Below are 12,121 nucleotides of genomic sequence, written 5' to 3' on the forward strand. Positions count from 1 at the left end.
GGGATTTTCATGTTCGAAAGTTATCTTCCCACCAGGATCGTCTTCGGAGTGGGTGCGATTGAAAAACTTCCAAAGCTTGTGACAAACCTTGGCAAGAAAACCATGATCGTTACCGGAAGAAAAAGCACGAAGGTCACAGGCCTTTTGGACAGAGTGAAAGCGATGCTGGAGAAAGTCGGTATCGAAGTTTTGGTGTTCGACAAGGTCCAACCCAATCCCATCAGTGACCATGTGGATGAAGCTGCGAAGATCGCAATCGAACAGAACGTTGAATTCATCATTGGACTTGGTGGAGGAAGCGCTATTGACTCTGCCAAAGCCGTAGCGATTGCCGCCGCTATGAAGGACAGCTTTTGGAACTACACGAACGCTGGTGGCAACAAGAAACCAGACAAAGCCTTGCCTGTGATCGCGATCCCCACCACCCATGGGACTGGCACCGAGGCAGATCCCTTTGCGGTGATCACCAACCCCAGAACGAAGGAAAAGGTTGGAATAGGCTACGATGTGATCTTCCCGAAGATCTCCATCGTCGATCCTTCACTCATGACCACTCTTCCAAAAGATCAAACTGCGTACACCTCGATGGACGCCTTCTACCACTCACTTGAAGCCTTCTTGAACATCGATGCGAATCCCTATTCCGATCTTCTCGCCATAGACTCGATGAAGAGGATCGTCTCTTTCTTGATGAGAGCCTACGTGAACGGTGAGGACATCGAGGCAAGAACGAACCTCGCCTGGGCGAGCACCGAAGCGGGTATCACAGAAACGCTCACGGGTGTCATCGCCAACCATGCGATCGAGCACGGTTTGAGTGGCTTCAACGAACAACTTCCCCACGGACTCGGTCTGTGCATCACTGGGCCATATTTGCTCGAGTACATGTTCGAAGAGTGCAAAGAGAGGCTCGCGGTTTTGACCAAACATGTGTTCAACATCGACGAGTTCAATGTGAACAAAGCCGCGAGGTTGTTCATAGAAAAGCTCTACGAGTTCCAAGATCTCTTCAATCTGAACGAGAAACTCTCCAAGTTCGGTTTCAAAGAGCAAGATCTTCCAGAGATCGCCAAGGTTGCCTACAGGATCATGAAGGGTGTGGTCGTGAAGAGCCCGAAGAAGCTCGAAGAAAAGGACCTCGTTGAAATCATGAAGAAAGCACTGTGAATGGAGGTGGTGAAGTTGCATCTGGTACTGAGTTTGGACATGGATGAACCGCTGTCGTTCATCGATCGTTTTGGAAGTTTCGAGTACGTCAAGGTGGGTCACAACCTTGCATCACTCGGTAAAAGCGTGTTCGACGAACTTGCCAAGAGGAACCTCAAAGCCATACTCGATCTGAAGTTCGTCGACATTCCTTCAACCATCGCAAGATCCATCAAGGCATGGGACCATCCTTCGATCGTGGGTTTCACCATGCACGCCGCCGCGGGCATCGAGTCAGTAAAGGCCGCTTTGGAAAGCACAGAGAAACTGATCTTCGTGGTCGTGAAGCTCACGTCCATCGAAGGTTCCTTGGAGGACTACGCGACGCAGGTGGAATCCCTCAGATTGCTCGGTTGTTCCTTCGTTCTTCCCGGAAGTTGGGCAATGAAGTTGCGCAAAAAGATCTCGGGAAAGATACTCGTTCCCGGTGTTCGCATGGAGAGGGGTGCGGACGATCAGAAAGACGTGGTGAGCCTCGAGCAGATCAAGAAAGTCGCCGACTTCGCCGTCATAGGCAGAGAAGTGTACAAGAGCCAAGATCCAAAGGCCACGATGGAAAAAATGAGGAGGTTCGTTCATGCTTGAGCTACTCAAAGAAATCGGGGCAGTTCTGGAAGGCCACTTCCTGCTGTCTTCGGGCAAACATTCTTCAAAGTACATTCAGTGCGCGAAGATATTCGAGCTTCCAAGCTACGGTGAAAAGATAGGTAAAGCGATCGCTGAAAAGATATCCCAGCACAAGCCAGACATCGTCATAGGTCCAGCGCTGGGTGGGGTTATCTTGGCCTACGAAGTGGCACGCCACGTGAACGCACGTGCCATGTTCACAGAGAGAGAAGATGGTCGGATGAGACTCAGAAGGAACTTCAACATCGAGGAAAATGAAAGGGTCGCGATAGTTGAAGACGTCACGACGACTGGCAAATCCGTCTTGGAGGTCGCCGAGGTCGTTCGAGAGCACGGTGGACAGGTCTGTTGCATCGCGAGCATCGTGGACAGATCTGTAGAGAAACTTCCCTTCGAAGTGCCTTTCTATTCTCTCGTGAAGCTCGAGCTTCCCATATTCGAGCCGAACGACTGTCCACTGTGCCAACAAGGTGTTCCGTTGGTCAAACCAGGTAGCAGGAAACACATCGTTTGAGCGCAAAGAAAGAAAGGGGCCACTGGCCCCTTTTGATTTTTGGTTGTATAATTGTTCCAACATCCAAGGGGGTGATCGTGTGAAGAGAACGTGGCTCATGTGTTTTGTCTTCTTGTTCTCGGTCCTGAGTTTTTCTCAACTGAAGGTTCCACTGACGCACGTGGTGCCGGGAGGTTTCACCGTTTCATCCATCGAAATACTCACAAATCCTGAGAAGTTCTACGGTCAAAGCATCATCAACGTGGGTGTGAGGATCAACTTCATGAGGGTCATTGGACAAGCTGCGACGTATTCTTTTGATTTGAAAGAGAACGAAACGAAGCTGATGAGCATCAGGTTGATAGGTCTGAAACTCAGCGAGACGGAGACCAACACCTTGATCTACTACGGTCCAACGTCGGCTTTCCCGAGCAACTACCAGTACGGAGGTTTTCAGATCGTTGGTTTTTACGTCACAAAAGCCGATTTGGACACGGGCTACAAGGAGATCTGGGGTTGGAGAGTCTCATACCCGCTGGCTTGCAGGAATTTCAGCATCATCGCAGACCTCGACATGGATCCAGTCTACAATCAACCGACGGCAGGTGTGCACAAAGGCGCCCGAGTGGACTGGGTGTCTGTTCAGAGGGTCACGGCACCCATGCAGAGTTGCGAGTTCGTCAGAAAGGATCAAGTTTCACAGCAACAAACTCAACAGTACTTCCAAGTCGAACGAATCCTCGATGTACTCGTTGAGCCAGAACCATTCGAACTGGGTCAACAGTTGAAGATCATCGTTGTCGCAGATTCAAAGCCCCAGACGAATCCTTGGGATCAGTACTTGGTCTACTGGATAAACGTGAAATATCAGAATGGACAGACGAGCTCTATTCCACACTCCTTTGGCAACTTCGATCCCAACTCGGCCATCATCGTCACCTCGACTCCCAGGGGCGCTGGGGACGTCAGGTACTTCGTCGTGAACCAAGCAGGTTCGGTGAGCTACGTGTTGCCCGAGGCGATAAAGATTCCCTTCAACAGCTCGATCGTCGAAGTCGAAATAAAAGTACAACTCTGGGCGGGTTTGGACGTCGATCGTTTCTCACCTCACGATTTCACAAAACGCTGGGTCGCAAAGATCGTTTTCGTGCCAGTGCGTTGATTCCTTAAAAAATATCCCGGGAGCGCTATAAACGAATTAGAATGAGGGCTTTCTACGATGACTTTGATCCATCCGGACGGTTCCTCGGAGCGCTCCCGTAAATACATATACGGACTTCACCTTTGAGAGAAGGAAACATTTTGGAGAAGATCTACCAACTTTCGACTTTGAAGGTCCTCGAGCCCCTGCTATACTCAACCCAGCGAAAGGAGGTAGAAAGATGAAAACGAAATTCATAGTGATCCTGGTCCTGATAGCTCTCGTCGTCGTTTACATCATGACCGGCATCTACCAGGTCGATCCATCTCAGGTCGCACTGGTAAAGACTTTCGGGAAGTATTCTTACACTGCCGGACCTGGTATTCATCTGCACGCACCCTATCCATTCCAATCGCACGTGATCGTGGATGTGCAGACGATTCGAAAGCAAGAGATCGGTTTCAGAACAATCCGGCCAGGTCAATACGCTTCGAAGAGAGAAGAAGCCCTGATACTCACCGGGGATGGAAACATCGTCTCCGTTGAGGCCGTGGTGCAGTTCCGCGTCAGCGATCCAGTGAAGTTCGTCTTCAACGTCGAAAGACCAGAAGAACTGGTTAAATTCACCACAGAATCTGCTCTGAGAGAGAGGATCGCCAAAAGGACCGTGGACGAGATCTTGACCGCAGAAAGGGACAAGGTGGCCTACGAGGTTCATGAGATGGTGCAGCAGCTTTTGAACGAGTACGACGTGGGTGTCACAGTCTTGAACGTTCTACTCCAAGAAGTCGTCCCACCGGACCCAGTCATAGCGGCCTTCGACGATGTGAACAACGCCAAGCAGGACAAAGAAAGATACATCAACGAAGCGCTCAGGTACGCCAACAACCTGATTCCCGTGGTCGAAGGTGAGGCGAGAAAGATCGTGCTCGAAGCCGAGGCCTACGCACAACAGAAGATCCTTCAAGCCACGGGTGAAACTCAGAGGTTCTTGAGCATACTGAACGAGTACAAAAACGCGCCCAAAATCACCGAGACCCGCTTGAGAATCGAGACACTCGAGCAGGTGCTCCCGAGAGCGAAGACGATCATCCTTTTGGATCGATCCCAAAAGATCTTGCTCATGAATCTCGAAAACTTGCTGGGTGGTGGTGCAAAATGATGAAGCTGACCATAATCGTGACTGTTGCGATCGTTTCGATCTTGGCGATAGTTCTCGTGGCGCTCTCTCTGTTCATCGTGGATCAAACCCAGTACGCTATAGTGCTGAGATTCGGAGAGATAAGAAAGGTCATCTCGGAACCCGGTTTGTACGTGCGCACGCCTTTCGTTGACAACGTCGTTAGGCTGAGCAAGCGATACTACATATACGATATTCCTGTTGAAAAGATCATCACGCTGGACAAAAAAACCATGCTCGTGGATTCGTACGCGATCTGGAGGATCGACGATCCTAAGAAGTTTCTCGAATCTGTAAGAACTGTGAGCCTCGCGCTCTCAAGGATCGACGATGTGGTCTACTCTGGCTTGAGAAACACGCTCGCCAAACTCGAGTTCGACGACATCGTCACCGGTGAAAGACAGTACCTGGTCGACATAACCGATTTTGCGAAAAAGAATCTTGCCGACTTCGGTATAGAGATCAGAGACGTCAGGATCAAACACACCGACCTTCCCACCGAGAACCAAAATGCAGTCTTCGAGAGGATGAAGTCCGAAAGACAGAGCATCGCCGCGCTGATCAGGGCGGAGGGACAGAAGGAAGCGCAGAAGATCCGCTCGGAGGCAGACAAACAAGCCACCATAATAAGGGCACAGGCGATGAGTGAGGCTGAAAGGATAAAAGGTTCCGGTGAAGCGAGCGCAACACGCATCTACGCAGAGGCGTTCTCGAAAGATTACGAGTTCTACAAGCTCCTCAGAACGTTAGAAAGCTACAAGACCATCATTCCAAACAGTGTTGTCATCGTGGGTGAGGATCTGAGCATTCTGCAGCAGATGAAATAGCGCAAAAGTTTTGAAAAGCATCTCTCCCAGCTGAAGAGTGTGTGATCCATTCGTGACCGAGGGGATGGACAGAGTTTTTATCTGTCTTCGTATCGGACTCCAACGAACTGGCTTTCTCGTGGAGATCTTTTCAAGAGGGGGTATCGTGTAGCAGGTGTACGTGGGGGGAAGGGGATGACAAGATGTTTGAAAAGCGAGTGTGGGGCACACTGGCTTTTATGATCCTGTTCATTTGCATCGCGAACGGAGCGATGAGCGAACTTCCTTGGGAATCGTTCGTACACGTCAAAGCCCAGTCAATGGCCGAGACACACATAGCCGTTTCTGACCAAGCCCTGGCTTTGCTTCTCTATTCGGACAACGATTACACAGTCAAAGTTTATCGAGAACCAGATGGAAAGCTTCTCTGGCAAAAGTCCCTCGGGAACGTCAACACGAACATTTCTTCTTTTCAGATCGTGGGGCAATGGCTGTGTCTTTATGGATCTCAAGGAACAGATCCATGGCGTACGTTCATCTTCGACCTTGAAACGGGTAAAGATCTGTACGATGTGATCGGAGCAAAGGTCTGGAATCAAGCTCTCCAGGGACAAGGGTTGAGCGAACCTATCGTTGCGACTTGCGGAAATCGAGTTGTTGTAGCCAGGATGGCAAACTTTGCGGTCTTCGACTTGAAAGAACGACGATGGTTCAAAACTGATATCACTCAGAATCTCTCCTTTCTCACTGTCATTGGTCAACACGTGCTGGCCCTCGATAGACGATCGCAGCGTAGACCTGTCTTGTTCTCCTTACAGGACGGAAGCGTTAAAACCGTTGATGTTCAGCTCAGCACCAGAGAGCTCGAGTCCCTGAGGGCCGATTTTTATTCACGCTACGTTGGCCCAGTTTATCATTGGCAGACAGATTTTCCAGTGTTGTTGACGTGTTCTGATTCTAACAAGACCAATTCTCTGCTTTTGCTCACAAAGAATGACAAAGGTTCTCTCATCTCAACCGAAAGCCTCGGGTTGGAACGCGATCAGAGGTGGAGAATTCTGTTTCAGAAAACAATAGAAATTAAAGCCAATCTAATTCTTGCCGTTGTCCTAAGGCCAGACACACCAGACATTGGTAGTCGTGCGGTTCTTCTGGTCCTCGATTCTTCGGGACGTGTTCTTGGGTGTGAGGAAATTGGGTTCACAGATCTTTACCACATCTGTGTACACCAAGAGAACTTGTTCTTTGTCTATTCAGATGAGACAAATGGTTCTCACATCATGGCGTACCATCTCCCATCGCTTGAGATATCTTGGGAAAGAGATTACGGATCTTTTTGGGAGACGTGTGGCAAGATCGCCGAGACCGAAAGCAGGATCTTTCTTGAAGTCAGCTACGAAGCACAGACAGGAACAAGTGTACGCGCGGTCATAGCGATCGAAAAGAACGATGGGAGTGTCAGTGGGTATTATCCTTTTGGAGAAGTCCCAGACGCCTGTGTTTCGAGTGGCGGAGCGAATTCTTCGTCTCTGTTCTTCTCACTCAGCTCAACCATTTCGCCCGATGTCACGATCTTACGCATCCCGTTGACTTCTCCAGGTTGGCTGGACGCGACGTTGAACGTGGCAGAACCGATTTATCCCAGCTCCACAGTCGAAGTGAGCTTCTCACCATCTTTTGCCATTCTTTCTGCAAGTGCCGGCCAGGTCTCACAGAACAGATTTTGGACTTCTCCCAGCGATCCCGGAAATTACACACTCACGCTGAGCTTTGCAGGATTGAAGAAAGACTTTCCAATGAAAGTTTCCGAATACGTACTTGACCTGAACCTGCCAGAGTTTGTTTACACGAACAGCGAAGTTCCCATTTCTTATACTCCAGAGATCGCGGTGGTCACAACCAGCGGGGGAACGGTGGAAGATAAAATATGGAGAACTCCGGATGAGCCAGGCTCCTACATCATCACCTTGAAAACATCGAGGGTCAGTCGGGAGTTCACCGTGAACGTGTTACCCAAAGATACAGACAAAGATGGTGTGAGCGACTGGAAAGAACGTCTACAGGGCAGCAATCCACAGAATCCCGACACCGATGGTGACGGCTTGGACGATGGCAGAGATCTTTCGCCGACCATCGATCCGAGTCAGCCGAACTGGACGCAGTTCAAAGACCTCCAAGAACCTGGGATGATACGTGTGGAGCAACCTGTCATGTTCTACGGACTGCACGGTTGGGTCGAAGTTTACACACTGAACACATCGGGAGAACTCATCTATCTGCGTCGTACCGAAACGGACGGTGTGAGACACAGCAAGATGGATGAGGACAGTTACAAAAAGAACCTCAACAGGCTCTTTGAAGAATCTGGTTTTGTCGTCTACGATATGAAGCCTGCGGGCAACAGATTCACCACGACGTGGCGAGCAGCAGCTGATTACAAGTCAGAGTTTCAGTACATCTTCAAGGCTGATTTTCTACACCCAAACGAGTATCGTTTCTACTACGACTTTCTCCAGGACTGTCGCTTGGTGCATCTGAAGAACAGCAAAGCGATGCTTTATCCGAGTCCGAACAAGTGCTACAAATACCTCTTGTTGCCCGTTCGCTTGAACCAAGGATACAGAAACCGTATCACGATGCAGTTCAGAGATTACGACATGTGGTCCAACCTTAATTACGTCGCCGACGATGACTACAAGATTGCTGGTTTTCTGTTCGCCTTTTACGCCTCCAACGACTTCAGCGACGATGCAAACCTTCCATACCATCAAGGGCTCGCCTTCGCCATGATCGAGGACAAGGGAGTTTTTCGTCTCGTCATAGATGTTCCGGAGCGGAGTGTTCGTGCTCGCAGTTACTTGAAGATCACACCGGTTTGGGTGATACGGAAAAAGAATGTGACCAGTTATGATCCCACGGTGGTGAAATGGAACATCACTGGAATCACAAGGGAAGTGATCGCAGAACAGGACACCTCGGGGAGCAGTTGGACAGTGTGTGAACATTTTTCGTCCTTCGAGGACTTAGACCGCACGCCCATTGGCAGAGAACGATTCATTTCCACAACTGAGCCAACGAGAAGCTCTCAGGAATCGTTCAAGATCATTGAAAAGGAACCTACAGAACAAGGAAATTCTTTCACGGCGATGGAAGTTGTGCAAAAGATCACGATGATCACCTTAGAAAGTGGCAAGAAGATCTGTTCGCTCACCGAAGCCGTGATGAAGAGCAAACACCGAGTGGACGATCTTGACAAGCTGCCCGACGGACACTGGGCGAAATCAGCTGAGTTTGGACTCGTGAAGTCCAATTTGGAGGTGATCACCGGTGCGGTATCCATCGTCAGTAGTGGTTACGAGGCTTGGGTGGCGTTCAGAGAAGGGGACTACGTGACGGCGAGCTATTACGGTCTCAAGGCCCTGTCCACCTCTGTGAGTGTCGCACCAGAACTTGTGAACATCGCAAAGACGAGCTTTGGATACACCGGAAAAGCCACAAAGCTCAGTGTGATATCGTCAACGCGCGGACAGGTAGCACTCGCGATCGCTGTGGGCATGATTGAAGTTGGTTACGACGTTTACAAGTACACAAGCACCGAAGATCCCATCTTGAAGAAAGCCTACGCAGAGAAGATAGCGGCCGACACCATAGACACGACTTTCGCGGTTATAGGTGAGATCTATCCTCCTGTGAAAGCGGCACTGTTGACCTGGGCGATCGAAGTAGAAATATACTCGTGGATCTTCGGCCAAGACCTTGGCTACAGGGTGTGCCGTACACCGGGAACCGCTCTGGTGTTCCTGTGGCAATATTTCGTCACAGATATACCATCTGCGTTTGCCGAGGAAGCCTATGAGAACGCGAGGAACAGCTTGGTGGAGATCGTCAAGAACGAAAACGAGGTCATGCGTGGTCAGTACATATCCATATTCGTCGAACCACCGACAGATTGAAAACGATATCCTAACAGCTGTCTTTGGGACAGAAGTCGAGAATAGAGATGTGATCGACCAATCTATCCTGTAGCGGGATATCTCTTTAGCACTAACGACGTGGTGTACTCCATTCAACAAACTCGTAGACTATAACGTGTCAAGAAAGAAGCTGGTTGTGAACGAAGATGGATGCGCTATATCAACCACTGTGTCTCGAAACGCATTGTAAAAATAGCGAACAGAGAAGGCAAGGCAATCGTACTGGAAAATCTGCTTGGTATCCGCGAGCGGACGAAAGGTTCCAAAAAGTTCAACCGCATGATGTCCGGGTGGAATTTCAAAGAGCTGGCTTCGTTTATCGAGTATAAGGCTGCGCTTGCCAAAGTTCCTGTGATCTGTGTTGAGCCCAAGGAAACCTCCAGGAGTTGTCCACGATGTGGAAACGTATCGCGCTATAACCGTAAGACTCAAGGCTGGTTCAAGTGCACCAGATGTGGTTATCAGTCAGATGCGGACAGAGTTGAGGCCTTGAATATCGCAGCCAAAGCACACGATGCTCTTAGGGCAAGACCCTGGGAGAAAGGGGAGCAGTGACACACCCAAAGGCCAAGGTGATAATGGCTAATCCGGCGAATGCTGGCCAAGCTGCGGCGTATGCCGCCATCCCACGTAAGGATGCTCCCTAATTCATTGGGGAGAGGATGTCTCATCGTCACGTTCACTGGAAAACAGGATTTTATGCAAGACGAAGGTTGCGTTACTGAAATTTTTCGATACAAAATGAGAAAGGTGTGTTATACTTTGGCAAGTTCCCATCAGCGGAACGAGGGGGGTGAAAGGGTTTCTAATTCCATCTCAGTGGGAATGTTTGATAAGAGCACTTCGAATGAAGCGAACTTTTCTCAACAGACGAAGGACGCAAAAACCCAGCCGCAGATTAAACATAGTCTTTAGCCCTTGTACAAGCTGAATCATTTCTCCTGACTGTCTGATCGAAACCTACCTTACCTTTCCAAAGTCTCAGGTTATTTTACCCTCGTTTTAAGGCCGCACCTGCAAGAATCTCAGTTGAAGCGCACGAGAACTGCCATTTCAACGTGAAGCTTGTAGATCTCTTTGGATGATCCTTTTGTGATTCCACTGCTCACATTTCAACATAGTCATGCTTTCCATTCATTGAAAACACTAATCAGAGGGGGTGTTGTTTGATGAGTGGGTTCTCAAGAATTTCTTTGTTTCTGATGGTCATGGCAATCTTACTACTCTATTCGTGTGCACAAGCCCCAATCTCTGTTGTTAGCATTTGGCAAAAAGCATTCGGTGGAAGTGAATGGGATGTAGCGTATTCAATCCGGCAAACAACAGATGGAGGATACATCGTCGCTGGGTATACAGAATCGTTTGGAGCTGGTGAAGAAGATGTTTATGTTCTAAAACTCGACGCTGATGGCAACAAGTTATGGGAGAAAACGTTTGGTGGAAGTGGTTGGGATGTAGCGTATTCAATCCAACAAACAACAGATGGTGGATACATCGTGGCAGGGTACACAACGTCCTTTGAAGGTGAAGGTCATGTTTACGTTCTAAAACTCGATGCTGATGGCAACAAGCTATGGGAGAAAACGTTCGCTGGAATTTATGCTGATAGGGCAAGGTCTGTTCAGCAAACACGCGATGGTGGATACATCGTTGCAGGATTCACAAATTCTTTTGGAGCCGGTGGAGATGATGTTTACATCTTGAAACTCGATGCGAGCGGTGATCTGGAATGGGAGAAAACGTTTGGCGGAACCCTTGATGATATGGCAGATTCTGTCCAACAGACAAGGGATGATGGATACATCGTTGCGGGACACACGTGTTCTTTCGCAAGCAGTGACGTTTATGTCATAAAACTCAATGGGGATGGTTATGAAGAGTGGCATAGAGTAATCGGTGACGAGCACTATTATGAAAGTGCAAATTGCATTCAACTGACAGGTGATGGGGGATACATCATAGCGGGATACACAGCCTCTGAAACCGGTTGGCGTGATTTTTACATCTTGAAACTCGATGCGAGCGGTGATCTGGAATGGGAGAAAACGTTCGGTGGAGATCGTGATGATGAGGCATACTCCATTCAACAGACGAGCGATGGAGGATACATCGTCGCAGGGTATACGACATCGTTTGGAGCTGGTGAAGAAGATGTTTATGTTCTAAAACTCGACGCTGATGGCAACAAGTTATGGGAGAAAACGTTTGGTGAGGAATACTCTGATGAAGCATACTCCATTCAACAGACTAATGATGAAGGATACATCGTCGCAGGGTATACAGAATCGTTTGGAGCAGGTAGTAGGGATGTTTACGTTCTAAAGCTCGACAAGTACGGCAACACTGGTTCTTATCCGCAATGAATTTACCGATTCGCGAAGGGCAGGGGTGTTCCCTGCCCTCTTTGTTTTTCAACGCTGGAACTTTTTCACAGCCTTCACTCTATGAACATCAACATCATTTTCGCCGCTCTTATGACCATCCTCAAACTGTCGTAAGACTCAGCTTGTGCTACTGAGAGAACCATGTAAAAACCCTTGTCTGGTACTTCAAAGATCGTGAATTCAACGTGGCAAGATAAGGTTGTGGCTTTGTTTAATCCCATGAGACTTACCATCCGTGAAGTCCGTTATGTGGAAAAACAAGTGTGGTAATACGTTATGGTGCGACAACTCTTCTTGGTTCGTCGATATG

The 12,121-nt window shown here is 49.0% G+C and carries 9 protein-coding genes and 1 pseudogene; 9 read left to right on the forward strand and 1 reads right to left on the reverse strand.

Annotation, left to right across the window (positions count from 1 at the left end; genetic code table 11):
* Nucleotides 1-9: 9 nt before the first annotated feature.
* From AJ81_RS05995 to AJ81_RS06040, 9 genes and pseudogenes are all read left to right on the forward strand, one after another.
* Nucleotides 10-1,167, forward strand: coding sequence for an iron-containing alcohol dehydrogenase (locus AJ81_RS05995; protein ID WP_031505441.1), 1,158 nt, complete (start codon nucleotides 10-12; stop codon nucleotides 1,165-1,167).
* Complete coding sequence (pyrF, locus tag AJ81_RS06000; RefSeq protein ID WP_031505439.1) at nucleotides 1,168-1,791, forward strand: orotidine-5'-phosphate decarboxylase; 624 nt, start codon at nucleotides 1,168-1,170, stop codon at nucleotides 1,789-1,791. It begins immediately after the preceding gene.
* Nucleotides 1,784-2,347 carry an orotate phosphoribosyltransferase gene (gene pyrE / locus AJ81_RS06005; protein WP_031505438.1) on the forward strand — a complete coding sequence of 188 codons (564 nt, stop codon included), beginning with the start codon at nucleotides 1,784-1,786 and terminating at the stop codon, nucleotides 2,345-2,347. The genes pyrF and pyrE overlap by 8 nt, the downstream gene beginning before the upstream one ends.
* A gap of 79 nt (nucleotides 2,348-2,426) precedes the next feature.
* Nucleotides 2,427-3,488: a hypothetical protein gene (locus AJ81_RS06010; RefSeq protein ID WP_031505436.1), complete on the forward strand. Its 1,062-nt coding sequence runs from the start codon at nucleotides 2,427-2,429 to the stop codon at nucleotides 3,486-3,488.
* Between the two features lie 220 nt (nucleotides 3,489-3,708).
* Nucleotides 3,709-4,629 carry an FtsH protease activity modulator HflK gene (gene hflK, locus AJ81_RS06015; RefSeq protein WP_031505435.1) on the forward strand — a complete coding sequence of 307 codons (921 nt, stop codon included), beginning with the start codon at nucleotides 3,709-3,711 and terminating at the stop codon, nucleotides 4,627-4,629.
* A complete protein-coding gene (gene hflC / locus AJ81_RS06020) occupies nucleotides 4,629-5,474 on the forward strand; it encodes a protease modulator HflC (RefSeq protein ID WP_031505433.1) in 846 nt (281 codons plus the stop codon). The genes hflK and hflC overlap by 1 nt, the downstream gene beginning before the upstream one ends.
* Nucleotides 5,475-5,656: 182 nt before the next feature.
* Nucleotides 5,657-9,406 carry a hypothetical protein gene (locus AJ81_RS06025; RefSeq protein WP_031505431.1) on the forward strand — a complete coding sequence of 1,250 codons (3,750 nt, stop codon included), beginning with the start codon at nucleotides 5,657-5,659 and terminating at the stop codon, nucleotides 9,404-9,406.
* Nucleotides 9,407-9,556: 150 nt separating this feature from the next.
* Nucleotides 9,557-9,982: pseudogene (locus AJ81_RS11105) on the forward strand (RNA-guided endonuclease TnpB family protein); the annotation flags it as partial.
* Between the two features lie 614 nt (nucleotides 9,983-10,596).
* Nucleotides 10,597-11,790, forward strand: a complete 1,194-nt coding sequence (locus AJ81_RS06040) for an outer membrane protein assembly factor BamB family protein (protein ID WP_031505428.1) — start codon at nucleotides 10,597-10,599, stop codon at nucleotides 11,788-11,790.
* Between the two features lie 74 nt (nucleotides 11,791-11,864).
* On the opposite strand, the gene AJ81_RS10815 is transcribed toward AJ81_RS06040, so the two are convergent.
* A complete protein-coding gene (locus AJ81_RS10815) occupies nucleotides 11,865-12,032 on the reverse strand; it encodes a hypothetical protein (protein WP_154655784.1) in 168 nt (55 codons plus the stop codon).
* Nucleotides 12,033-12,121: the final 89 nt, after the last annotated feature.

The organism is Pseudothermotoga hypogea DSM 11164 = NBRC 106472, from assembly GCF_000816145.1.
GTDB lineage: Bacteria > Thermotogota > Thermotogae > Thermotogales > DSM-5069 > Pseudothermotoga_A > Pseudothermotoga_A hypogea.

What these genes read in the sequence shown, in the direction of transcription:
- pyrF (WP_031505439.1), top strand. Translation starts at nt 1,168, where the DNA reads ATGGAGGTGGTGAAGTTGCATCTGGTACTGAGTTTGGACATGGATGAA.
- AJ81_RS05995 (WP_031505441.1), top strand. Translation starts at nt 10, where the DNA reads ATGTTCGAAAGTTATCTTCCCACCAGGATCGTCTTCGGAGTGGGTGCG.
- AJ81_RS06040 (WP_031505428.1), top strand. Translation starts at nt 10,597, where the DNA reads ATGAGTGGGTTCTCAAGAATTTCTTTGTTTCTGATGGTCATGGCAATC.
- AJ81_RS10815 (WP_154655784.1), bottom strand. Translation starts at nt 12,032, where the DNA reads ATGGGATTAAACAAAGCCACAACCTTATCTTGCCACGTTGAATTCACG.
- pyrE (WP_031505438.1), top strand. Translation starts at nt 1,784, where the DNA reads ATGCTTGAGCTACTCAAAGAAATCGGGGCAGTTCTGGAAGGCCACTTC.
- hflC (WP_031505433.1), top strand. Translation starts at nt 4,629, where the DNA reads ATGAAGCTGACCATAATCGTGACTGTTGCGATCGTTTCGATCTTGGCG.
- hflK (WP_031505435.1), top strand. Translation starts at nt 3,709, where the DNA reads ATGAAAACGAAATTCATAGTGATCCTGGTCCTGATAGCTCTCGTCGTC.
- AJ81_RS06025 (WP_031505431.1), top strand. Translation starts at nt 5,657, where the DNA reads ATGTTTGAAAAGCGAGTGTGGGGCACACTGGCTTTTATGATCCTGTTC.